Here is a 21273-nt window from a genome sequence, read left to right on the forward strand (position 1 = left end):
ATTGTGCGCGGCTGATCAGCCGACGGTGATGCCGTCGATCGCTGCCTGAGCCTCGGTGCGCAGCTCGTCCGAGATCGGGGCGGAGCCGGCGTTCTGCTCACCGACGGCCTGGCCGTCCTCGGAGATGATGTACGAAGCGTAGGCCTTGACGGCCTCACCCTCGGCCGAGTCGGCGTAGGAACCGCACAGCGCCAGGTAGGAGATCAGGACGATCGGGTAGACGCCCTCCTCGGTGGTGGTGCGGTCGAGGGACACGACGATGTCGTTCTCGGCGCGGCCTTCCTCACGCGGGGAGACGTCCACGGACTTCGCCGCAGCGGCGGAGCTGAACGGGACGAACTCCTCGCCGACCTGGATGGCGGCGGTGCCGAGGTTGCCGGCCTGCGAGGCGTCGGCGTAGCCGATGGTGCCGTTGCCGCCCTCGACCGCGGAGATCAGGCCGGAGGTGCCGTCACCGGACTGGCCGCCATCGATGGGCCAGGTCTCGATCGGGCCGTGGGGCCATGCGTCGGGAGCGTTCTCCGAGAGGTACTCGGTGAAGTTCTCGGTGGTGCCCGAGTCGTCGGAGCGGTGGACCGGCACGATCGGCAGGTCGGGCAGGGTGGCATCGGGGTTGAGCTCGGCGATCGCCGGGTCGTTCCAGTTGGTGATGGTCTCGGCGAAGATCCCACCGATGACCTCGGGCGAGAGGTTCAGAGCCTCGACGCCCTCCAGGTTGAAGACGACCGCGATCGGGGAGATGTAGACGGGGAGGTTGAAGGCCTGCTCACCGTTGCACTGCTCGGTGGAGGCTGCGAGCTCCTCCTCGTCGAGCGCGGCATCGGTGCCAGCGAACTTCACCTGGCCCGAGAGGAACTGCTCGCGGCCGGTGCCGGAGCCGGTGGGGTCGTAGGTGACCTGGAGGTCGCCGCCCTCTGCGCCGACGAGGCCCATGAAGGACTCGGTCCAGGCGGTCTGGGCGTTCTGCATGGAGGAAGCACCGGAGCCGGCCAGGTTGCCGGTCAGCTCGGCGTAGCCGCCGGCCTCCGCGCCACCATTGTCGGAGCCGGCCGAGCCACCGTTGCCCTCTTCGGCGCCGCCGCCGCAAGCGGTCAGCGCGAGGCCGCCGACGAGTCCGAGTGCGGCGAGCGAGACGAGCTTGTTCTTGCGAACCTTCACTACGAGTCCTTTCGGGGCCGGAGGCCCGCGGATGCTGTCCTGCTGGAAGTTCTGACAGCGGGGACGCTAAGGAGGGCAGGTGACGGGCCGCCCGCTCTCGCATGAACAGCAGGTGAACACCCCGCCAGGCAGCATGAACCCGCAGGTCAGCTCCAGGATACGAACAGGTCACAGTGCGTACCGGCACAGCGGTGCGCAGTGATCCGCCCCACCGCGGACGGCCTCCCAGGTCACAGCGGGTCGACTCAGGAGGACGCGGCCCCGGCGCCGATCGCGACGATGAAGAAGACGACGTAGAGCACGAGGAACAGGAACGGGATCAGGCCGACCAGGGACGTCACCAGTCCGGCGATCGCGATGCCGCGGCCGCCCTTGCGGTTCGTCGCGGTGGGCCCCGTCTCCTTCATGCCCATCGCGGCGAAGATGATGCCGATGGGCGCGGTCAGCCCGGCGCACATGGTCAGCGCCAACAGACCCAGCACGAAGCCCGTGATGCCCGCTCCGGAGCTCGGCAGCGGCGGCGGGTAGTACCCATACCCGGGAGGCCCCGACGGGTGCGCACCATACTGCTGCGCCGGATCGTAGGTGGCGACGGCGTACCCGCCGGGCTGCGCCTGGGCGGAGGAGCCGAAGACCGGGCCGAACCCGTCGGCGGCCAACGGGTCTGCCGCATACGGGTCCTGCGCGTACGGGTCCTGCGCATAAGGATCCTGCACGTTCTGATCCTGCCCATACGGGTCCGTCGCGGGGGCGTTGGTCGCATAAGGGTCGCTGCCGTACGACGGCTCTCCCCCACGACCGTCACCGGTGGGGCCGCCCCCGGGCCCCCCGTTGTAGTCCGGCAGCCCGCTTCCGTACCCTGCGCTCATCTCTGCTCGTGCCCTTCCCCTGGCCCCTGGTCCCCGGCTGTCGTGACTGTGATGGCTGTCTTGTCTGTTCTGGCGGTCTTGTCCGTCGTGGCCGTTTCGGAGGTCATGCACTCCGCGGTCGTCATGTTCGTCATCCGATGTTCGGCAGGTGCCGCTCGATCGCGACCACCGTGCCTTCGGACGTGGTGTGCAGCATCAGCGCCTCCCCGGCGGCGAGGAACGGATCCTCCCGCGGCAGCTCCAGCGCCGCCCCCTGCTGGGCGACCGCCCGCACCGAGTCGATCACCGTGGGCAGCACCGGGCGGTGGGTGCACACCACCGTGGGACGGGCCTCTCGCAGCACCCGGTCGATCACCGCTGCGGTCCGCGAGGGGTGTGCGGTGTGCGCCGCCTCGGTGAGCTGGTCCTTGGTCCGCACCTTGAGCCCTTCGACCTTCGCCAGCGGCTCGACGGTGGCCAGGCAGCGCTGCCAGGGGCTGCTCACCACGCTGGCCGGGTCGAAGGCGTCCAGCAGCGCAGGTAGTGCCTGGGCCTGCTTCTTCCCCTTGCTGTTCAGCGGCCGGGATTCCTCTCCCTTGCGCCATTTCGCCCGGGAGACGGCGGCGCCATGGCGCTGGATGATGATCGGCACCGTCTTCAGCTCGTCGGCATCCAGGAACCGGCGCAACGTCACCAGCGGCACCTGATCGCCCTGCCTGGTGACCAGCCTCTCCGCCTCATCGAGCGGAACCCAGCGCACCTCGTCGACCTCTCCCCGGCTCTGGGGGCCGGGCGCGACCTTCGCCCGCACAGTGGCCGTCCAGTACTGGACGATCTTGGTGCGCCCGTCCGGCAGCAGATACACCGAGGCCGGGAGCGGACGATGCAGGCGCACGCGGTACCCCGTCTCCTCGGCGACCTCACGCACCGCCGCGGCGGGGAAGGTCTCCCCCTTGTCCAGCTTCCCCTTGGGGATCGACCAGTCGTCATAGCGGGGACGGTGGACCAGCAGGACCTGCACGCCCTCACCCTTCTCCCGCCAGGCGAGAGCGCCGGCGGCGAGCACGGGTGCCGGCTTCCCGGGAGCGACGAACATCGTTCAGGCCTTCTCTGCCGCGCGCATCTGCACGTCGCGGCCCGAGACGGTGAAGCCCCAGTTCTCATAGAGCCGCAGCGCAGCGGTGTTGTCGGCCTCGACGTAGAGCTCCACGCCCGGGACCCCCTCCTCCTGCAGGCGCGCGAGGGTGGTGGCCATGAGCAGTCCGGCCACCTTGTGGCCCTGGACCGACGGGTCGGTCGCGACCACATAGATCTCGGCATCCCCCGCGCGATCCCCGGGACGCTCGCGCTTGACCCACACGAACCCGACCAGCTCGTCCTCGCGCAGCGCGACCAGCATGTCCTCGGCGTCGAACCAGGGCTGGGCGAGTCGCTGGTCGAGGTCCGCAAGGGTGAGCGCACCCTGCTCGGGATGGTCGGCGAAGGCACGGGAGTTCACTGCGACCCAGCGCTCGGCATCACGCTCGGCGTCGAAGCTCGCCAGGCGCAGTCCCTCGAGGGTCGAGACGGGGGGCGCGGGCAGCGGCTGCGCCGCCTCCAGGCCTCGGTGCAGCGTCAGCAGACGGCGAGTCTCCTGCAGACCCGCGGCGGCGAGGAAGGCGAGGGATCCCTCGAGCGCACCATGCGCCCAGACCCCTGCGTCGGCATGCAGATCGAGCGCCTCGCGCAGCACCCTGGTGCCATGGCCATGACGCCGGTGCGCGGGATGCACCATGCCCTGGACCGTGCCGTCGGCCAGCACGCTCGCATAGGCGAGCAGCACGGCGCGGGTCCCGACCTCAGCCGGCCCCTCGAGCAGCAGATGCTGCGCCTCGTCAGCGTCGAGCGCGAGCAGCGCCGCCTCGTCGAGGGGGGCGACGCCGTCGTGCTGTGTGACCGTCCCGAGCAGCTCGCGGACGGCATCCCGCTGGGTCACCGACAGGGCGGCCGTGATGATCATGGGGTCCTTCCAGGGACTCTGCGGCAGAGCTGTTCACCTCCTTCCGATGGACGGAAGAGGTGCACGAGTATGCCGCCACCTGCGGGCACTCGTAGACTGCCACTGTAGCGCCCGACGCGGACCCCTCGTCGGTGTGACCTGAGACCGGAATCGACCGCCTGGGAGGACCTGTGACCGCTCCCGAGCGCGCTCCCCTCGGTGCTGCCCTCGCACTGCTGCTGAGCGTGGTCTCGCTCTCCGGGACGATCTCCCCCGTGCTGATGGCCGCTACCGTGGCGCTGCTCTCGCTGCTGATCGGGCTGGCCTGGCCGTCGCTGCTCGAGCTGCCTTCCCCCGGCGGCACCCGCCTCGTGGTCGCCGGCACCGGGATCCTCGGCGCACTGATCACCGTGCTCGCTCCGGAACGGTTCACGCCGATCTCCGGGGTCGTGATGGTGTGCGCGGCAGGGGTGTTCGCCTCCTTCGTGCATCAGATGCTGAGGGCCGAGCGGCGCGAGCTCACCGAATCGCTCACCGGAACCGTCGCCGGGGTGTTCGTGGTGGGGATCGCCGCCTGCTGGGTGATCGCCCAGACCGGAGCGACCGCCGCAAGCTCGGGCATGCTGGTGACGGCGATCTCCGCCGGCCTCGCCGGAACCCTGCTGCTGAACTCGACCCCGCTGCCCACGACCCTGCGGTTCCTCCTCTCCACGCTCGTGGGAACCGCGGTCTCCGCGGTGCTCGCGGTGACCCTGGCCGGGGTGTCACCGCTGCTCGCGGTCGGTGCAGGGCTGGTCACCGCGATCGGGGCGAGCTCCGCCCACCTGCTGGTGGGCTCCTCCTTGGTCGCGAAGGAGCCGATCCCCTCGCTCGCGGTCGCGGCGGTGCCGGTGGCGACCGTCGGAGTCGTCGCGCACCTGATAGTGCTGCTGCTCGTCTGAACCCCTCGCCCGGTCATGAGGCCGGATCGCACCACGTCGCAGTGCCGGCTCGTGCCCCGGTCGTGACGCCGTGCGCAGAGGCCTCCTCGCGAGCCTCCAGGGCGATAGACTGTGCCGCATGTCCGCGCTCTCACTGTTCTTCATCGCCCTCGTCGTCCTGGTGGGTATCGGCACGCTCGCCTTCGCCGTCCTGGTGCTCACGCGACTCTTCAACCGCTGAGCGACCTGCGGCACCGATGCCCATCACGCTCGACACCTCACTTCCCGAGTCGCTCTACCCTCTGGCCTGGCTGATCGGCAGATGGGAGGGCAGCGGCGCAATCCAGCTGCCTGGCCAGGACGTCTCCGACGCCCGCATCGAGCAGCAGCTGGAGTGCACGGCTGCCGAGGACGGCACCCTGCAGTGGCGTTCGCTGGTCCATCGCGTCGACCTGCCCGCTCCCCTGCCGCCCACCAGCGTCTTCGCCCGCGACGAGGCGGAGGACGACCCCGCGCCCGCGAGGCAGGGGTCCGGGGAGCGCACCCTCCTGCACCGTGAGGAGGGGCGCTGGACCGTCGGCGAGCTGCTGCCCGGCCAGGACCTCGCCCTCTCCGAGGCTGCAAGGCCCGGCACCCCTGAGAGCTTCCTGTCCTACCGGCTCGACGCCCAGCTCACCCGCCGCGGCGAGAGCCCGGAGCAGTGGGCCGGGGAGGTCCGCGGGCCCCGGGTCCAGCTGGCACTCCGCGGCACCGGCGACGAGATCACCGAGACCCGCATGTTCGGGTATGTGCGCGGCCGCCTGATGTGGCTGTGGGAACGTCGCCTCCCGAGGCCGGACGGCGCCCCCGGCGACACCTCGATGACCCCCTACCTGTCCTTGGAGCTGCACCGTGTCTGATCCTGTCCGTGCCGTCCGTCCCCTGCTGAGCACTCGCGCGGTGCTCGGGGAGGGCCCCGATGCGGGAGTGCCCGCCCACTACGGCGCCCCACTGCGCGAACAGCGGCACCTGCTGGACGGCACCGCCGTGGTCGACCTCGGCCATTTCGAGCTGCTCGAGGTCCGGGGCGCGGACGCCCGCAGCTGGATGACCACGATCACCACCCAGGTCCTCACCGGCACTCCCGTCGGCTCCTCCTCCTCGCTCGCGGTGCTGTCCCCGCAGGGCCGCGTCGAGCACATGGCCTCCGCCGTGGTGCTCGACGAGGACGCCGTGCTGCTGGTGCTCGACCCCGGCGCCCGGGCAGGGCTCCGGCACTACCTGGAGATGATGCGCTTCGCCGCCCGCGTCGAGCTGACCGACCGCGACGATCTGCGAGTTCTCGGCGCCCTCTCCCCCGCCCCTGAGGTGCTGCCTCAGCTGGGTCTGCCCGCGCCTCTCGCCGTCTGGTCCGAGCCCTGGCCGCAGGTCGCCCCCGGCGGTGTGGCCTACGGTCCGGACCCGGAGGACCCGGTGGGCGCCGTCCTCACCATCTTCGAGGCTGCCGCGATCGAGCAGCTGCCCTGGCAGAGCGCGGATCTGGCCGGGATGAGCTCCTGGGAGGCGCTGCGGATCGCTGATCACCGCGCCCGCTCCGCCCGTGAGGTGGACGAGCGCTCCATCCCCCACGAGCTCGACCTGCTCCGCACCACCGTGCACACCACCAAGGGCTGCTATCGCGGCCAGGAGACGGTCGCGAAGGTGCTGAACCTCGGCCAGCCGCCACGACGGCTGGTCATGCTCCACCTCGACGGTTCCCAGGATCTCCCCGCCGCACCGGGCGGCGAGATCCGGCTCGGCGGCTCCGAGGGCAAGGTCGTCGGGACCGTCACCTCCACCGCCCTGCATGCCGACCTGGGTCCGATCGCCCTGGCGGTGGTGCGCCGCGCCGTCCCGCTGGATGCGGGCCTGTCGGTCCAGGTCCCCATGGGTGAGGCCGACGGCGAGACCTCGTCGGTGTGGATCGATGCCTCCCAGGAGCCGATCGTGCTGCCCCGCGAACACGGTGGCCGCCCCGCCACCGCCAGGCTCTGAAACAGCCCCCCTCCACGACGCCCTCACGGTTCCCCTACCGCTCTCCTACGCTGCGGCCCAGTGCACATCCCGCCCAGCTGGAACAATAGGCAGCATGAGAGCTGAGGGTGACGAGCAGGACTGGAGCCGGCACCGCCGTGAGGCGTTCGAGGTCAAGGAGCAGGCGATCCGGGCCGCCCGGTGGCAGGAGCACGAGCAGGCCACCGCGATGATCCGCGAGGCCGTCGACCGCTTCCAGGCCGCCGGCATCTCCCCGGTCGCCCTGCGCGCCCGCCCGTTCCAGGGTGGCGGCACCCTCCGCACCGGCCTCGTGGGCTGGTACCTCAAGAAGGATCGCAGCCTCGCAGTCGACGCCGACGGCCACTATTACGTGATGCGGGTCGACGGCGGCCTGCGGTCCCGGCTGCGCGGCGCGGCACCAGCACCGAGCTATGCCCCACTGATCGTCGGCCGCGGCGGGCGCGACGGAGACTCGTTCCGCCTCGAGGAGCTGCTGGAGATGCGGCTGCAGGACCCGGTGCCGGCATGAGCCCCCAGCCCGCCCGCAGCGGCGCCCCCGGCAGCCGGCCCACCGGCTCCCCGACCGCCACCGGCCCGTTGCCGGCGGTGCCGATGCTCGACCGAGCACGTGAGACCGTGCGCGGATGGTTCTTCCAGGGGATCTCCCGGGGACGCTCCGATGCGCTCACCGTGGGTCGTGCCGCGATCGCCGCCGCCCTGGCGTACCTGGTCAGCGGGTTCATCTGGAATCACGAGCACCCGTTCTTCTCCTCGATCGTCGCCTTCATCATCATCGGTTTCGGCATCGAGAAGAAGATGCGAAAGATCGTCGAGATGTCGTGCGGGGTGATGCTCGGAGTGCTGCTGGGTGAGCTCGCCCGGGCGGTGATCGGCTCCGGGACCTGGCAGATCCTGGTGGTGGTCTTCGGCGCCGGGATGCTGGCCCGTTTCATCGACTCCAGCAACCTCTTCGGATTCCAGGTCGCCATCCAGTCGCTGCTGGTGATGATCATGCCCATCACCCCCGGCATGACCCCGGGTGGGAGGGCGCTGGACGCCGTGACCGGCGTCGTCGTCGCGATCATCATCCACCTCCTGCTCTCCGGAGATCCCCGCCGGCTCCAGTCCCGGGCGGCCTCCTCCTTCTACCGGGAGCTGGAGGACACCCTGGTGAGCTTGGCGCTCTCCGCGCGCAGCGGCGACCGCGGCGTCGCGCAGGCGGCGCTGAAGAACATCCGAGCCGTCTCCCAGAAGTACACCGACGAATGGTCCCTCGCCAATGACGTCGCCAACGAGATGGCGACCTTCTCCCCGTCAGGATTGCGACACGCCGACGACGTGAACCGGCTGCAGCACCTGCTGGTCGGCTCCGACCGCGCGATGCGGAACATGCGCGTGATCGCCCGCCGGGAGGTGGAGTTCCTCGAAGCAGTGCGCGGAGACGCCCACTCCCGGCTGGCCGATGCGCTGCTGGCCGCCCGCGACGCGGTGCTCGAGCTCAGCAGGGCTGTCTCGCACGAGGATGTCGACTTCACCGAGGCCCGGCGCAAACTGCGGCTTTTCTGCTCCTACCTCTCCCCCGAGATGCTGCTGCGCAACGACGAGGGCATGCGTCCGGGCCGTGCCGGACACTTCGAGGGCGTGACCCTGACGATCCAGCTGCGCTCCCTCGCGATCGACCTGCTGCAGGCCACCGGGCTCAGCGCCGCGGAGGCCAAGCAGTTCCTGCCGAGCCTGGTGGTCGCTGCGGATGGCGATGCGATCGGGCCCCGCCCGATGACGATGGAGATGCGCGCCCTCGAGCCGCCGGCCACCACCGAGGCGCTCGAGCTGCTGATCACCGACCGCTCAGATCCCGACCGCCGCCGCTGAGCGACGCACCGGGCTGGACCGGGCCGGGCCGGGCCGAGCCTGCGCCTGGCCGGACCGGGCCGGGCCTGCGCCACTCCCTCTGCTGAGAGAGTCGGCAAGCACAGTCATGGCGTGTACGCGGCAGGGTCCGGGAAGTGTCCAGCCGCCGCCCGTATCCTGGCAGGATGATCGCCCTCATCCAGATGTGGATTTTCCTCGTGCTCGCCATCGCCCTGCTGGCGATCGAGCTCTGGGCCTTCGTCAACGCCCTGCGCTTCCGCCCCGACGCCTATGTCGCCGCGAGCAAGCGCACCAAGGTGTTCTGGTGCGTGCTGACCGGCGTCGCCGTGCTGCTGGGCTTCCTCTCGCTCCCCTACCCGGTCGGCGGAGGCAGCTCGATGCTGTTCATGCTCGCCGGTGTGATCATCGCGGGCATCTTCCTGGCCGACGTCCTGCCCGCGCTGAAGCGGGTCATGGGCCGCGCCCAGGGCAACCGCTGGTGACCTGGGGCTGATTCCCGCGGCGTGCGCCCCACTCTGCCCCTTGCGCGCGGGGTCCGGGAGCCGCACCCCAGCTCAAGCACCCAGCCCACGCCACGCCCCGCATCGCATCACGCATCACGCATCACGCATCACGCCGAGTACTGGCGCCAGAGAGCACGCACTGGCTATATGACCAGTGCACATCACCCAGAGCCCGTACCCGACATGACCCGGGCACGCCAGCGCTGGCAGATGCAGATGCAGATGCAGAACGGGACCCCGGAGCCGAAGCTCCGGGGTCCCGCTGAGTTCTGAGCAGATCAGCTCAGCTCAATCTGTCGATCAGGCCTTTTCAACCGCCTGATCGTCTGCCGCTCGTCCCTCGCAGTACGCCGATCAGGCCTGGTGCGTGCCCGCGGAGCGGAGGTTTTCCGCCGCCTCGACCAGGCGTGCGGCCAGTCCGGCTTCGGCCTTCTTGCCCCAGGCGCGGGGGTCGTAGGCCTTCTTGCTGCCGACCTCGCCGTCGATCTTCAGGACGCCGTCGTAGTTCTCGAACATGTGCGAGACCACGGGGCGGGTGAAGGCGTACTGGGTGTCGGTGTCGATGTTCATCTTGATGACGCCGTTGTCGACCGCGGTGCGGATCTCCTCGAGGGAGGAGCCCGAGCCGCCGTGCATGACGAGGTCGAACGGCATGTCCTTGCCGTACTCCGCGCCGACGGCTTTCTGGATGTCCAGCAGGATCGACGGGGTCAGCTTGACGTTGCCCGGCTTGTACACGCCGTGCACGTTGCCGAAGGTGAGCGCGGTCAGGTAGCGGCCACGCTCGCCCAGGCCGAGCTTGGCAGCGGTCTTCAGGCCGTCCTCGGGGGTGGAGAAGAGCTTGTCGTTGGAGACATCGGCGACCACGCCGTCCTCCTCGCCGCCGACGACGCCGACCTCGATCTCGAGGATCTTCTTGGCCTCGACGGACTTCTCGAGCAGACGCTCGGCGATCTCGAGGTTCTCGTCGACCGGCACGGCCGAGCCGTCCCACATGTGCGACTGGAAGAGCGGGTTCAGACCCTTCTTCACGCGGTTCTCGAGGTCCCACTCGATCAGGGGCTCGACCCAGGTGGGCAGAACCTCCTTGGCGCAGTGGTCGGTGTGCAGCGCGACGTTGATCGGGTAGTTCTTGGCGACCGCGTGCACGAACTCGGCGAGCGCGATCGAGCCGGCGACGCGGTCCTTGACGGTGGAGCCGGAGAGGTACTCCGCGCCGCCGAAGGACACCTGGATGATGCCATCGGTGTTCGCCTCGGTGAAGCCCTGCAGGGCTGCGATCGCGGTCTGCGAGCTCGAGACGTTGACGGCGGGGTAGGCGAACTTGCCTGCCTTCGCGCGATCGATCATCTCTGCGTACTGATCCGGGGTTGCGACTGCCATGGGGCACTCTCCTTCGCTGACGGGGTGGGAGACGACCGGCGGGGCGAGCCCGCACAGGGCCGTTCTATCGCCCTCATTGTTCCACAGCGGCCGGGACGCTTCCTGTCCGCAGGTCCCCGTGGACAGTTCACCGGGCCGGTGCTGCCGTGCACCGTCGGACCGGGCGGATCTCGAGGAGGATCACGGCGCGCTGATCCGCACCGGTGCACGTGCTCGGCCAGGAGCTGCGGATCGGTGTGAGCGATGCTCGCCAGGATCGAGAGCGTCGAGCAGTTGGGCGACCACAGCACGCGGGAGTTCGACGGCGACGGCTGGCACGCCTGGCCGAGAACCTGGACGGCGGTACGAGGACCTCGACGGCGGCTCGACGGCGGGACGAGGGGCCTGGAGATGAGGGTGGAGGTCCCGCTCATGGACTCGGGGGCGGCGAGCCGCGCGGTGTGCGGAGGTCTCGGCCCGGAGTACCGCTGGCCGGGGCGCACGGCCCGGTCGGGATCAGCGCAGGGGCCCTGCGGGGATCTCGGCGTGCTGCAGGATCCAGCTGTGCATCGCGATCGCCGCGGCCGCGGCGACGTTGATGGAACGGGTCGAACCGAACTGGCTGATGCCCACCACGAGCTGGGCCGCCTCGAGGATTTCGGCGCTCACGCCGGGCCCTTCCTGACCGACCACCAGCACTGCATTGCGTGGCAGCGGGGTGAGCTCGATCGGCAGCGCGCCCTCGACCAGGTCGATCGCGACGAGCGGGCGTCCTTCGGCGCGGGCCCAGGCGATGAGGTGCTGCGCGTCGGGATGGTGGATCTCGTGCTGGTAGCGGTCGGTGACCATTGCGCCACGACGGTTCCAGCGGCGCCTGCCGACGATGTGGAAGGCGCCGACGGCGAAGGCGTTGGCGGTGCGGACCACGGAACCGATGTTCGCGTCGTGCTCGAGGTTCTCGATCGCGACGTGCAGCTCGTGGCGGAGAGAGTCGAGCTCGGCGATGATCGCCTCGCGGCGCCAGTAGCGGAAGCGGTCCTCGACGTTGCGACGGTCCCCGTGCTCGAGCAGCTCGGGATCGAGGTGCGCGCCCTCGGGCCAGGGGCGGGAATGCGGCCCGACGCCGACCTCTCGTGCTCCAGCTGGTCCGGTGCCGACAGCCACGTCGGCGTCGTCAGCCGCGCCGACTCCGTCCCTCCCGTCGGCGCCGTGAATCCCGTCGGTGCCTGTCACCGGCCCTCGGTCCGCTCGCGCCGGTCCTCCCGCGCGCCCGCCTGCGAGTTCTCCGGGGACGGCTCCCGCACACCGGCGTCCTGGTACTTCTCATCGGGATCCGGCAGCCCCAGCTCGCGACGCTTCTTCTCCCGCAGGATCAGCTTGACCACGAACCAGAGGATGACCAGCGCGATGAGTGCGTAGACCACGTTGGAGAAGATGTCCGTGTACGGCTCGATCACGGTCCAGTTGCTGCCCATGAAGAAGCCGATGGTCAGGAAGATCGTGTTCCAGATCGCGCTGCCCGCGGCGGTGAGCAGGGTGAAGATCCCGATCGGCATCGCGTACAGGCCCGCCGGGATGGAGATCAGGGAGCGCACCCCGGGAACGAAGCGGCCGAAGAAGATCGCCTTGTGTCCGTGCTTGTCCATGAACTGGACGGACTTGTCGTAGTCCTCGACGTGCACCAGAGGCAGCCAGATGACAATCTTCCGCAGGCGCTCGGGGCCCAGCGCACGCCCGATGCCGTAGAGCAGCCAGGCACCGACCACGGAACCGGCGATGGAGGCCAGCAGCATCACCCAGTAGGAGTTCTCCGGCCCTGCTGCGGCGACGCCGGCCAACGGGAGGATCACCTCGGAGGGGATCGGGGGAAACAGGTTCTCGGCGAAGATCAGCAGGAAGACACCGAAGGCGCCGAGGCTGTTCATGGTCTCGACCGCCCAGTCGACGATGTTCATGCGGGTCTCCTCGCGACGCGGGTGCTGATGGGTGGACGTGCCCGGCGATGTTCGGGGCGCGGTGCGGTCCGTGTTCCATGCTATGCGGTGGCGGATGCTGCCAGAGCGACCAGCCGGTCACGTCCCCAGGACCTTCACTGTCACTGTTCCACCTGATCACACGACACGTTCAGGTCTACTCTGTGCCCATGACCTTCAACCCGAATGCGGAGATCCGTTCCGATAATGTCTCCGCCGCTGGTGGCGGAGGCGGCTTCCGGCCCCGCGGAGGCGGTGGGCGCGGGGGCCGGGGGCTCAAGCTCGGCGGCGGAGGCGGCTGTCTGCTGCTGGTTGTCGTGATCATCTACGCGCTGGTGGGCGGCAACCCGCTCGACCTGCTGGGTGGCTCCACCTCCTCGCAGGGACAGGGCCCGGTCGCCGAGGGCGGCTCCCTGGATCACTGCCTGACCGGCGCCGATGCGAATGAGCAGGACGACTGCCTGGTGCAGGCAACGATCGAGTCCGGCGACTCGCTGTGGTCACAGCTGGGGCCCGAGGCGGGCATCCGGTTCTCCGAGCCCCAGGGCCTGGTGTTCACCGATTCGGTCCAGACGGGCTGCGGCGGCGCCACAGCGGATGTCGGCCCCTTCTACTGCCCGGCCGACGCCACGATCTATGTCGACACCACGTTCTTCGACTCCCTGTCGAGCCAGTACGGGGCCGACGGCGGGCAGCTCGCGAAGATGTACGTGGTCGCGCATGAGTACGGCCACCACATCCAGTACCTCTCGGGCTCGATGCAGGGCGCAGACCGCTCGCAGACCGGGCCGCAGTCCGATGCCGTCCGGCTCGAGCTGCAGGCCGACTGCTACGCCGGGGTGTGGGCGCACCATGCCGCGAACACCGTGGATGACAACGGGAACGCGATGCTGTCCCCGCTCACCGGCGAGGACATCTCGTCGGCGCTCTCGGCAGCCAGCGCCGTGGGCGATGACCACATCCAGGGCGAGGTCGCGGGCGGTCAGGTGCGACCGGAGTCCTGGACCCACGGCTCCTCCGAGCAGCGCCAGGCCTGGTTCACGACGGGCTATGAGCAGGGAACGGTGCAGTCCTGCGACACCTTCGCGGTGGATTCCGTCTGATCGACGTGCTGCGAGGAACGAGCGGCAGGAGAACAGACATCGCGGCACCGTCTGACTGCTCCGCGTGGCGTCCAGCGTGTCTGGGTCTTCTCAGATCTCCAGCTCGGAGATGTCGTACGCCGCGAGGTAGCGGTATCCGGCGGCTTCGACTGCCTTGCGGGAGTCGTCCGAGCGGTGGACGATCACGGCGACGGCTGCGATCTCTGCGCCGGCGTCGGTGAGTGCCTCGCAGGCCGTCAGCACGCTGCCGCCGGTGGTGGAGGTGTCCTCGACCGCGACCACGCGCCGGCCGGTGACGTCAGGACCTTCGATGCGACGCTGCAGACCGTGCGCCTTGTTGGCCTTGCGCACCACGAAGGCGTCCAGCGGGTCCAGGCTCTCGTCGGCTGCGGAGGCGTGCAGGATCGAGGTCGCCACCGGATCGGCGCCCAGAGTCAGCCCACCCACAGCGTCGATCCCGGGCACCAGGCCCTCGCGACGCAGCAGGTCCAGCATCACCCGTCCCACCAGCGGGGAGGCCTCGTGGTGGAGCGTGATGCGGCGCAGGTCGACGTAGTGATCCGCCTCGGCGCCCGAGGAGAGGATCACGTGACCGCGCACCACGGCGAGGTCGCGGATGAGGACGCGCAGGCGCTCGCGGGCCTGCTCGATCGGGAGGGACTGGGCGGAATCGGTGCTGGTGCCGGACATGCGGCCAGGGTAATCGACCGAGCGGCGACGGCGTCCGGCGGCCCACGAAGGCGTCGGCCGGTCCCAGGGGCCGGCGAGGGACGACGGGCCTGCGGACTGCGACGGGCTATTCCTCGTCCTCGCGCTGCCAGGGGGCGTGGAGGTTTCGTCGAGAGGCCTTCCGGCGGGAGCGCTGCACGGAGCGGGACTGCATCCGGCGGTACCAGTCCGGGGAGGTGAGGGCACGGATCAGCGGGCGCGGTGCGATCCGGGAGAACTCGCTGGCGGTGCGGTACTTCACCGACGGGATCGACAGCACGTTGCCCTTGACCGTGTCCTTGAGCGCCTGCTCGACCACATAGGGAGCCTTCAGCCAGGTGATCCGTGGCAGCCCGTCCATGCTCATCGAGGCACGTTCATGGAACTCGGTCTGCACGAATCCGGGCAGCAGCGCGGTCGCCGTCACGCCGGTGCCCTTGAGCTCCATCGCGAGCGATTCGGTGAACACGGTGACCCAGCTCTTGGAGGCGGCATAGGGGCCGGCGGTGGTGTAGCCGGCCAGCGAGCTGACGTTGAGGATCGCGCCCTTGCGGCGCTGCACCATCGTGCGGGCCGCGGCGTGGGAGAGCACCAGCACGGCCCTCATCAGGGTGTCCATCTGCTTCTCATGGTCATCGACGCCGACTTCGAGGAAACCTCCGCGCAGCCCGTATCCGGCGTTGTTGACCAGCAGGTCCACCCGTTCGACGGGATCGGTGAGACGGAGTGCGACGCGCTCGAGCTGCTCACGGTCCGAGAGGTCTGCGGCGAGCACCTCGACGGGGACCTTGTGGACGTCCCGAATCTGCTCGGCGACGGCGCCGAGCCGGTCCCGGTCGCGGGAGACCAGCACGAGATCATGCCCGGTCCCGGCCAGCTGCCAGGCGAATTCGAGTCCTAATCCGGAGGTGGATCCGGTGACGAGTGCGCGCGCCATGAGGTGAGTTTACGACTGTCCGGGCGGGACTGCGGACAGCTCCGGTCCCCCGTAGGATCGCTGCCATGCGCATCGCCACCTGGAACATCAATTCGCTGCGGGCCCGGATGGATCGGGTGCTCGCCTTCCTCGAGCGGCACGACGTCGACGTGCTCGCCCTGCAGGAGATCAAGGCCAAGCCTGAGCAGCTGGACCTGACCGCCCTGGAGGAGGCGGGCTATGAGGTCGCCGCACACGGCTTGAACCAGTGGAACGGGGTGGCGCTGATCTCCCGCGTCGGCCTGACCGATGTGCGCACCGAACTGCCTCTCGTGCCCAGCTTCCCGGAGGACGAGACCGGAGTGGTCGAGGCTCGTGCGCTGAGCGGTGTGGTGGGTGACGGGCTCAGGATCTGGTCGCTGTACGTGCCCAACGGCCGCGAGCTCGGCCACCCCCACTACGCCTACAAGCTGCGCTGGTTCGACGCGCTGCGTGCCGAGGGTGCCCGGGAGCTCACCGAGAACCCTTCGGCCCGAGCCGTGCTGGTGGGCGATTTCAACGTCGCCCCGCTCGATGAGGATGTCTGGGACATGGACTTCTTCGAGGGCAAGACCCACGTGACCGAGCCCGAGCGCGCCGCGTTCCAGGCCGTGGTCGACGCCGGCTACGCCGATGTGATGCGCGCAGACCATCCGGGCCCCGGCGTCTACACCTACTGGGACTACCAGGCGCTGCGCTTCCCGAAGAAGGAGGGCATGCGCATCGACTTCGTGCTCGGCTCCCCGGCCGTGCAGTCCGCGGTGACCGGCTCCTTCATCGACCGCGAGGAGCGCAAGGGCAAGGGCGCCTCGGATCACGCGCCCGTGGTGGTGGATCTGAACTTCTGAGCCGACGCCCGGGCGTCGTGTCGCCCGGGCGTGGTGGTGGCGTTCTGGGTGTGGGCATCGCGTCATGCGCGGTCGCACAGTCTGAGAGCGCGGAGCTCGGGGCCGGCGTGCACGCAGCTCGCGGAATCCAGGTGCTCGCATTCTGCGGACGCGGCACGCAGCAGCGGGCGCTGCGCAGAAAAGGCTGAAGAAAAGAATGGAGCGGCGCCGCGATCTCTCGCGGCGCCGCTCCGGACGAGCCGTTTGCATCGGGATCAGGCGTACACGTGATCTAGCTGCGGTGGCGCTTTCGACGCCTCACAGCCGGTCCGTTGCGGGGACCAGTCGTACGTGGGTTCCGATGCCGGTATTCGTCGTTGTGAAGATCACACTACGCGCCTGTCGACGGGTGCGCAAGGACTCGGGTCCCGCGGACCGTTCCTCCACATAACGGGGTTGTCCACCATCCCCGGCTCGGTCTGTCCGGTGTTCCCGATTACGGCCAGCATGGCCGCATGACCAGCACAGCGTCCCTCACCGCCGCACTCGATGCCCCGATCCCGGGCCTGCCGGGCGCGGCGATCCCGACGGAGCCGGACAGTCCTTCCGACACGTCGCCGCGGCGCCGGAGCGCACGGTTCCCGGGGCCCCCGAGCGCTGCCGCAGCTCCTGGTCCAGGCACCCGTCCGCGGGTGTGCTGGATGGGCTCGGAAGGGCCGCTGCGCGAGCTGGTGCGGGACCACGCGATGGCGATCGGGGCCGAGCTGTCGGAGGTGATCGACGGTGGGGCGATCGCCTGCGTGGTGGCCGACGCCGACGCTCTCGGGAAGGGTGCCGACGTGATCGGCAGGGCTCGGTCGCCGCTGCTGGTGGTGACCGCCGAGAGCGAGGTCCCGGCTGCGGTGTGGCCGCTCGCGCTCGAGGCCGGCGCACGTGCCGTGATCGCGCTGCCGGGCAGCTCCGAGGAGCTGCTCTCCTGTCTGGCCGAACTTGCCCGCCCCCGCACCGCGTCGCTGCTGCTCGGGGTGGTCGGTGGCAGCGGCGGGGCCGGTGCCTCGAGCTTCGCGGCGCGGCTCGCCGCTGCGTTCCGATCCCACGGACCGGTGACTCTGATCGATGCCGATCCGCTGGGCGGCGGGCTGGATCTGCTGGTCGAGGCCCCGGCGACCGCAGGGATCAGCTGGGCGGAGACCACCGGTCTGGGCCCGGACGACGGGGAGGCGCTGCGCGAAGGCCTGCCCGCGGTGGACGAGGTGCACCTGCTGGTCGCCCAGGAAGGGCTGGGACCGGACCGATCCGCGGTCTCCCGGGTGCTGTCCGCCCTGTCACCGCTGGGTGGGACCGTGGTGGTGGATCTGAGCTCGGAGATGGTCCCGACGGCCGCGGAGCATCTCGATCGCCTGCTGGTGATCGTTCCCGCCACCGACCATGCAGTGCGCTCAGCGGCACGGCGTCTGCGCGCTTGGCAGCTGCCTGAGGGTCTCGCCCAGGTGGTGGTGCGCCGCAGCGGCGCTCTCCACGGTCGGGAGGTCTGCGAGGATCTCGCCCTCCCTCTCGCCGCGACCTTCCATGACAGCTCCCGTGGCACCGTGCCGCTGCTGGACGTGCGCCGGCGGGGTGCTGACCGCGCCGCGCGGAATCTGGCCGCCGCGCTGAGCGCCGAGGTCCACTCATGAGCGCCCCCGCTTCCCCTGCTCTCGACGAGGACATCTCACCGCTGCTGGAGCTGGTGCGGGAGGACCTGGTGCGATCCCCCGGCGTGGTGGATGTGCCGCGCATCGTCCGTGTGCTCCGCCGTCAAGGGCGGGTGCTCGGTGCGGCAGCAACCCTTGAGCTCACCTCGCGGCTCCGTGACCACGTGGACGGTCTCGGCCCGCTCCAGGCCCTGGTCGCTCCCGGGGTGACAGACCTGCTGGTCAACGACGACGGGACAGTCTGGGTCGATGATGCCGAGGGGCTGCACCTGGCCTCGGTGCACCTGGGTCCGGGACAAGCCCGTGACCTCGCGGTACGGCTCGCCACCGCGGGCGGACGACGCCTCGATGACGCGGTGCCGTGGGCCGATGCGCATCTGCCTTCCGGCATCCGCTTCCATGCAGTGCTGCCGCCGCTGTCTCCGGGAGGGGCAATCCTGTCGCTGCGCCTGCCCTCGTCCGCCCGCCTCGACCTCGAGGATCTGGAGCGGTTCGGTGCGATCGGTCCCGCCTCCCGTGAGGTGCTGCAGGCGATCATCGCAGCGCGAGTGCCGTTCCTGATCACCGGCGGGACCGGGACCGGGAAGTCGACGCTGCTGGCTGCGATGCTGCGCGAGGTGTCGTCAGAAGAGCGGATCGTGATCGTCGAAGACGTGCTCGAACTCGCCGTGGACCATCCCCATGTGGTGCACCTGCAGTCCCGGCATGCGAACAGCGAAGGGGCCGGCGCAGTGGACCTCACCGCCCTGGTCCGACAGAGCCTGCGGATGCGACCGGATCGGGTGGTCCTCGGAGAGTGCCGTGGCGGCGAGATCCGCGAGCTCCTGCAGGCATTGAACACCGGGCATGAGGGCGGCTGCGGCACCGTTCACGCCAACACCGCTGCAGATGTCCCCGCTCGACTCGAGGCATTGGGCGCGCTCGGCGGACTCGACCGTGGAGCACTGGCCGCGCAGGTCGCCAGCGCCCTGGAGGTGGTGGTCCAGCTTGCGCGCCGAGACGGAGTGCGGGTGCTCGAGGAGATCGCTCTCCTGTATCGCGGCGAGGACGGGATGCTGCGCACCTCGACCGCGCTGCGGGCCCGTGCCGGACGCCTCGAGGAGGGACCGGCTGCGGAGGCTCTCGCCGAACGGGTCCGCACCGCCGGGCGCATACCCGCCGCTCGTTCGGCAGACGTGGCGAGACCTGCTTCGCGGAGATCGCGGACCCCTCACAGGAGGTCGGCATGATCATCGCGACGCTCGCCCTCGCCCTCGCCCTCGCACTGTGCTGGGTGCTCTCCCCGCCAGCGCTCACCATCACCACCGTCCCGCCGCTGCGAGGACCGCGCCAGACCGCTGCGGGACCGCTCGAGATGGCGCGTCTGGTGGAGCAGCTGGCCACGATCATCAGCTCCGGCTCAGGCGTCCGCCAGGCCTGGTCGGCCCTGGCCCGCACCTTGCCCGAGGGAGACCTGCAGGACCTCTCCCGCGCCGCCGCCTCCGGTGCGGACCCGCGCCGCGCCGCCGGGGCGCGCCTGCGGCGGTCCGACATGGTCAATGCCCTCGGGGCAGCCCTCGCAGTTTGTGCACGGACCGGTGCGCCCACGGCCGGGATGCTGCAGAGCCTCGCGGACGCGCTGCGGGACCTTCATGACGCCGCACAGGCTCGCCGCAGCGCCTTCGCCGGCCCGCGGTCCACCGCCCGGATCCTGCTGGTGCTCCCCTTGGCCGGGCTCGGGCTCGGAATGCTGCTGGGCGGGGAACCGCTGCGACTGCTGCTGGCCTCCCCGGCGGGAAACCTGCTGGGCCTGACCGGGCTGTTGCTCACCGCTCTAGGCTGGTGGTGGATGCACCAGCTGATCCGGAGAGCAGACCCTCCCCGGGGGCACCGAGTGGACCCCTCCGTCGGGCTCGAGCTGATCGCCGGAGCGCTCGAGTCCGGACTGCCGCTGGCTCTCGCCGTCGCCGCTGTCGGAGACTCCCTCGGGGAGGACCCCGACGCGACCGCTCTGACCAAGCTCGCCACCGCCCTCACCGCCGGTGTCCCCGCCTCCCACGCGACCCGGGGCCTGCCACCGACATGGAGCGCGCTCGAGCAGTCCGCCGCCCTCTCCGAAGGCGCCGGAGCGGACCTCGCTCGAGTGCTCCGCTCCGCGGCCCGCGATGCCCGGCGTGGTCGAGCCCGTGATGCCGAGGTGCTCGCCGCTCAACTCGCAGTCCGCCTCGTGCTGCCCACCGGCCTGACCCTGCTTCCCGCCTTCGTGGCGCTCGGCATCATCCCCACCGTGGTGTCCCTGCTCGGCGGCGCCTTCTCCCTCACCCTCGGTGGAGCGTGAGGACATGACCACCGGGATCCTCCCGGTGCACCGGCCCCTCCCGGAGCCGGTGACCGGCAGCTGCGGCTGCCGACCCCGGGGCGGCGAACACCGTCCCCGAACCGAAGGAGAACCACATGTCCCTCACCAAGGAGCGGCTGCGCCGCACCCTCGACCGCGTGATGCGGGACGAGTCCGGCGCCTCGACCGCGGAATACGCGATCACGGTGCTCGCCGCCTGCGGCTTCGCCGCCGTCCTGGTCGCCCTGCTGGCGTCCGGGGAGGTGCGCGAACTGCTGATGGGGATCATCACCTCAGCTCTGTCCAAGGGGTCATGATGCCGCGGTCCGCCCGGTCGTCCCGTCTGCGGGACGACCGGGGGTCCGCCACCGCGGAGACCGCGATCGTGCTCCCTGTGGTCGTCGTCATGGTGCTCGTCGTGCTGCTGACCGGAGCCGGGCTGGGCACCCAGGTGCGGCTCGAGAGCGCGGCACGCGGTGCTGCCCGGGAGATGGCCCGCGGCGAGGATCCGGCCGCAGCCACCGCCGTCGCCCAGCGGATCGGCGGCGACGGCACGACGGTCGAGATCGCTGGTGGCGGCGAGTGGGTGCGAGTGGAGGTCAGGCGCACCCTGCACGCCCCCGCCGGAGCCCTGTCCGGGGCGAGCTGGGAGCTGAGCGCCGATGCCGAGGCCCGGCTCGAACCCCACCTGCTGTCGGGGAGAGCACCATGAGCACCGGTGCGGCGTCGGTGCTGGCCTGGACCGGTGCCGCCACCGCGGTGGTCGGGGGCCTCTCGTTGCTGGGCAGCGGGGTGATCGCCCAGTCCCGTGCCGAGACCGCCGCGGATCTCGCCGCCCTCGCCGGCGCCGATGCCGTCGCCGCCGCCCACGGCCAGCCCTGCGAGGTGGCCGCGGAGGCCGCCGATCGGAACGGGGCACTGCTGGTCGCCTGCGAGCAGCGTGACTGGGACGTGCTGGTCGCGGTACAGGTGGAAGCCTCGCCGCTGCCGGTGGCGATCTCCCGCGCCCGAGCCGGGCCCGGGCCGGCGGACCTGCCGTGAC

At 70.4% G+C, this 21273-nt stretch carries 23 protein-coding genes; 14 read left to right on the plus strand and 9 right to left on the minus strand.

Annotated elements, in window-relative coordinates; translation table 11 throughout:
- Nucleotides 1-15: 15 nt before the first annotated feature.
- The 4 genes from Q0937_RS02125 to mshD form a co-directional block, all read right to left on the minus strand.
- Nucleotides 16-1158, minus strand: a complete 1143-nt coding sequence (locus Q0937_RS02125) for a phosphate ABC transporter substrate-binding protein PstS (RefSeq protein ID WP_299299241.1) — start codon at nucleotides 1156-1158, stop codon at nucleotides 16-18.
- A 245-nt stretch (nucleotides 1159-1403) separates the two neighbouring features.
- Nucleotides 1404-2027 carry a DUF4190 domain-containing protein gene (locus Q0937_RS02130; RefSeq protein WP_299299243.1) on the minus strand — a complete coding sequence of 208 codons (624 nt, stop codon included), beginning with the start codon at nucleotides 2025-2027 and terminating at the stop codon, nucleotides 1404-1406.
- A 130-nt stretch (nucleotides 2028-2157) separates the two neighbouring features.
- Nucleotides 2158-3102, minus strand: coding sequence for an NUDIX hydrolase (locus Q0937_RS02135; RefSeq protein WP_299299245.1), 945 nt, complete (start codon nucleotides 3100-3102; stop codon nucleotides 2158-2160).
- 3 nt (nucleotides 3103-3105) lie between these two features.
- On the minus strand, nucleotides 3106-4005 hold the full coding sequence (gene mshD, locus Q0937_RS02140; RefSeq protein ID WP_299299247.1) for a mycothiol synthase: 900 nt from the start codon (nucleotides 4003-4005) through the stop codon (nucleotides 3106-3108).
- 170 nt (nucleotides 4006-4175) lie between these two features.
- Here mshD and Q0937_RS02145 point away from each other — a divergent pair, with 170 nt between their 5' ends.
- The 6 genes from Q0937_RS02145 (at nucleotide 4176) to Q0937_RS02170 (ending at nucleotide 9271) form a co-directional block, all read left to right on the plus strand.
- Nucleotides 4176-4925 (plus strand): hypothetical protein, encoded by a 750-nt coding sequence (locus Q0937_RS02145; protein ID WP_299299249.1) that lies wholly within the window; start codon nucleotides 4176-4178, stop codon nucleotides 4923-4925.
- 236 nt (nucleotides 4926-5161) lie between these two features.
- Nucleotides 5162-5803 (plus strand): heme-binding beta-barrel domain-containing protein, encoded by a 642-nt coding sequence (locus Q0937_RS02150; protein ID WP_299299251.1) that lies wholly within the window; start codon nucleotides 5162-5164, stop codon nucleotides 5801-5803.
- On the plus strand, nucleotides 5796-6917 hold the full coding sequence (locus tag Q0937_RS02155) for a folate-binding protein YgfZ (RefSeq protein WP_299299253.1): 1122 nt from the start codon (nucleotides 5796-5798) through the stop codon (nucleotides 6915-6917). Before Q0937_RS02150 ends, Q0937_RS02155 begins: the two co-directional genes overlap by 8 nt.
- Before the next feature lie 94 nt (nucleotides 6918-7011).
- Nucleotides 7012-7446, plus strand: a complete 435-nt coding sequence (locus Q0937_RS02160; protein ID WP_299299255.1) for a hypothetical protein — start codon at nucleotides 7012-7014, stop codon at nucleotides 7444-7446.
- The gene (locus tag Q0937_RS02165; protein WP_299299257.1) at nucleotides 7443-8789 is read left to right on the plus strand and encodes an aromatic acid exporter family protein; all 1347 of its coding nucleotides are present in this window, start codon (nucleotides 7443-7445) and stop codon (nucleotides 8787-8789) included. The genes Q0937_RS02160 and Q0937_RS02165 overlap by 4 nt, the downstream gene beginning before the upstream one ends.
- Before the next feature lie 164 nt (nucleotides 8790-8953).
- Entirely contained in the window at nucleotides 8954-9271 is a 318-nt protein-coding gene (locus Q0937_RS02170; protein ID WP_299299259.1) for a DUF2516 family protein, read from the plus strand.
- A gap of 375 nt (nucleotides 9272-9646) precedes the next feature.
- Here Q0937_RS02170 and fbaA read toward each other — a convergent pair whose 3' ends face one another.
- The 3 genes from fbaA to Q0937_RS02185 form a co-directional block, all read right to left on the minus strand.
- Nucleotides 9647-10675, minus strand: coding sequence for a class II fructose-bisphosphate aldolase (gene fbaA / locus Q0937_RS02175; RefSeq protein ID WP_299299261.1), 1029 nt, complete (start codon nucleotides 10673-10675; stop codon nucleotides 9647-9649).
- A gap of 495 nt (nucleotides 10676-11170) precedes the next feature.
- Nucleotides 11171-11818 (minus strand): TrmH family RNA methyltransferase, encoded by a 648-nt coding sequence (locus Q0937_RS02180; protein ID WP_299299638.1) that lies wholly within the window; start codon nucleotides 11816-11818, stop codon nucleotides 11171-11173.
- Between the two features lie 65 nt (nucleotides 11819-11883).
- The gene (locus tag Q0937_RS02185; RefSeq protein WP_299299263.1) at nucleotides 11884-12609 is read right to left on the minus strand and encodes a DedA family protein; all 726 of its coding nucleotides are present in this window, start codon (nucleotides 12607-12609) and stop codon (nucleotides 11884-11886) included.
- Between the two features lie 188 nt (nucleotides 12610-12797).
- Between Q0937_RS02185 and Q0937_RS02190 the strand changes: the two genes are divergently transcribed.
- On the plus strand, nucleotides 12798-13730 hold the full coding sequence (locus tag Q0937_RS02190; RefSeq protein ID WP_299299265.1) for a neutral zinc metallopeptidase: 933 nt from the start codon (nucleotides 12798-12800) through the stop codon (nucleotides 13728-13730).
- A gap of 90 nt (nucleotides 13731-13820) precedes the next feature.
- Here the strand turns inward: Q0937_RS02190 and Q0937_RS02195 are convergent, their stop codons facing one another.
- Together Q0937_RS02195 and Q0937_RS02200 are read right to left on the minus strand one after the other, a co-directional pair.
- A complete protein-coding gene (locus tag Q0937_RS02195) occupies nucleotides 13821-14420 on the minus strand; it encodes an orotate phosphoribosyltransferase (protein WP_299299267.1) in 600 nt (199 codons plus the stop codon).
- A 106-nt stretch (nucleotides 14421-14526) separates the two neighbouring features.
- Complete coding sequence (locus Q0937_RS02200) at nucleotides 14527-15375, minus strand: SDR family oxidoreductase (protein WP_299299269.1); 849 nt, start codon at nucleotides 15373-15375, stop codon at nucleotides 14527-14529.
- 65 nt (nucleotides 15376-15440) lie between these two features.
- Between Q0937_RS02200 and Q0937_RS02205 the strand changes: the two genes are divergently transcribed.
- The 7 genes from Q0937_RS02205 (at nucleotide 15441) to Q0937_RS02235 (ending at nucleotide 21272) form a co-directional block, all read left to right on the plus strand.
- Nucleotides 15441-16241 (plus strand): exodeoxyribonuclease III, encoded by an 801-nt coding sequence (locus Q0937_RS02205; protein ID WP_299299270.1) that lies wholly within the window; start codon nucleotides 15441-15443, stop codon nucleotides 16239-16241.
- Nucleotides 16242-16735: 494 nt separating this feature from the next.
- The gene (locus tag Q0937_RS02210; protein ID WP_299299272.1) at nucleotides 16736-17896 is read left to right on the plus strand and encodes a hypothetical protein; all 1161 of its coding nucleotides are present in this window, start codon (nucleotides 16736-16738) and stop codon (nucleotides 17894-17896) included.
- A complete protein-coding gene (locus Q0937_RS02215) occupies nucleotides 17893-19143 on the plus strand; it encodes a TadA family conjugal transfer-associated ATPase (RefSeq protein ID WP_299299274.1) in 1251 nt (416 codons plus the stop codon). Before Q0937_RS02210 ends, Q0937_RS02215 begins: the two co-directional genes overlap by 4 nt.
- Nucleotides 19140-20231: a type II secretion system F family protein gene (locus tag Q0937_RS02220; protein WP_299299276.1), complete on the plus strand. Its 1092-nt coding sequence runs from the start codon at nucleotides 19140-19142 to the stop codon at nucleotides 20229-20231. Before Q0937_RS02215 ends, Q0937_RS02220 begins: the two co-directional genes overlap by 4 nt.
- A gap of 116 nt (nucleotides 20232-20347) precedes the next feature.
- Nucleotides 20348-20548, plus strand: coding sequence for a DUF4244 domain-containing protein (locus Q0937_RS02225; protein WP_299299278.1), 201 nt, complete (start codon nucleotides 20348-20350; stop codon nucleotides 20546-20548).
- Nucleotides 20545-20943, plus strand: a complete 399-nt coding sequence (locus tag Q0937_RS02230; protein ID WP_299299280.1) for a TadE family type IV pilus minor pilin — start codon at nucleotides 20545-20547, stop codon at nucleotides 20941-20943. Before Q0937_RS02225 ends, Q0937_RS02230 begins: the two co-directional genes overlap by 4 nt.
- Complete coding sequence (locus Q0937_RS02235) at nucleotides 20940-21272, plus strand: Rv3654c family TadE-like protein (protein WP_299299282.1); 333 nt, start codon at nucleotides 20940-20942, stop codon at nucleotides 21270-21272. The genes Q0937_RS02230 and Q0937_RS02235 overlap by 4 nt, the downstream gene beginning before the upstream one ends.
- Nucleotide 21273: the final 1 nt, after the last annotated feature.

The organism is uncultured Brachybacterium sp. (assembly GCF_947500705.1).
Taxonomy (GTDB): Bacteria; Actinomycetota; Actinomycetes; order Actinomycetales; family Dermabacteraceae; genus Brachybacterium.

Excerpts from the sequence above, each read along its gene's own strand:
- Q0937_RS02130 (WP_299299243.1), bottom strand. The coding sequence starts at position 2,027 with ATGAGCGCAGGGTACGGAAGCGGGCTGCCGGACTACAACGGGGGGCCC.
- Q0937_RS02135 (WP_299299245.1), bottom strand. The coding sequence starts at position 3,102 with ATGTTCGTCGCTCCCGGGAAGCCGGCACCCGTGCTCGCCGCCGGCGCT.
- mshD (WP_299299247.1), bottom strand. The coding sequence starts at position 4,005 with ATGATCATCACGGCCGCCCTGTCGGTGACCCAGCGGGATGCCGTCCGC.
- Q0937_RS02150 (WP_299299251.1), top strand. The coding sequence starts at position 5,162 with ATGCCCATCACGCTCGACACCTCACTTCCCGAGTCGCTCTACCCTCTG.
- Q0937_RS02160 (WP_299299255.1), top strand. The coding sequence starts at position 7,012 with ATGAGAGCTGAGGGTGACGAGCAGGACTGGAGCCGGCACCGCCGTGAG.
- Q0937_RS02165 (WP_299299257.1), top strand. The coding sequence starts at position 7,443 with ATGAGCCCCCAGCCCGCCCGCAGCGGCGCCCCCGGCAGCCGGCCCACC.
- Q0937_RS02170 (WP_299299259.1), top strand. The coding sequence starts at position 8,954 with ATGATCGCCCTCATCCAGATGTGGATTTTCCTCGTGCTCGCCATCGCC.
- fbaA (WP_299299261.1), bottom strand. The coding sequence starts at position 10,675 with ATGGCAGTCGCAACCCCGGATCAGTACGCAGAGATGATCGATCGCGCG.
- Q0937_RS02185 (WP_299299263.1), bottom strand. The coding sequence starts at position 12,609 with ATGAACATCGTCGACTGGGCGGTCGAGACCATGAACAGCCTCGGCGCC.
- Q0937_RS02190 (WP_299299265.1), top strand. The coding sequence starts at position 12,798 with ATGACCTTCAACCCGAATGCGGAGATCCGTTCCGATAATGTCTCCGCC.
- Q0937_RS02195 (WP_299299267.1), bottom strand. The coding sequence starts at position 14,420 with ATGTCCGGCACCAGCACCGATTCCGCCCAGTCCCTCCCGATCGAGCAG.
- Q0937_RS02200 (WP_299299269.1), bottom strand. The coding sequence starts at position 15,375 with ATGGCGCGCGCACTCGTCACCGGATCCACCTCCGGATTAGGACTCGAA.
- Q0937_RS02205 (WP_299299270.1), top strand. The coding sequence starts at position 15,441 with ATGCGCATCGCCACCTGGAACATCAATTCGCTGCGGGCCCGGATGGAT.
- Q0937_RS02210 (WP_299299272.1), top strand. The coding sequence starts at position 16,736 with ATGACCAGCACAGCGTCCCTCACCGCCGCACTCGATGCCCCGATCCCG.
- Q0937_RS02215 (WP_299299274.1), top strand. The coding sequence starts at position 17,893 with ATGAGCGCCCCCGCTTCCCCTGCTCTCGACGAGGACATCTCACCGCTG.
- Q0937_RS02220 (WP_299299276.1), top strand. The coding sequence starts at position 19,140 with ATGATCATCGCGACGCTCGCCCTCGCCCTCGCCCTCGCACTGTGCTGG.
- Q0937_RS02225 (WP_299299278.1), top strand. The coding sequence starts at position 20,348 with ATGTCCCTCACCAAGGAGCGGCTGCGCCGCACCCTCGACCGCGTGATG.
- Q0937_RS02230 (WP_299299280.1), top strand. The coding sequence starts at position 20,545 with ATGATGCCGCGGTCCGCCCGGTCGTCCCGTCTGCGGGACGACCGGGGG.
- Q0937_RS02235 (WP_299299282.1), top strand. The coding sequence starts at position 20,940 with ATGAGCACCGGTGCGGCGTCGGTGCTGGCCTGGACCGGTGCCGCCACC.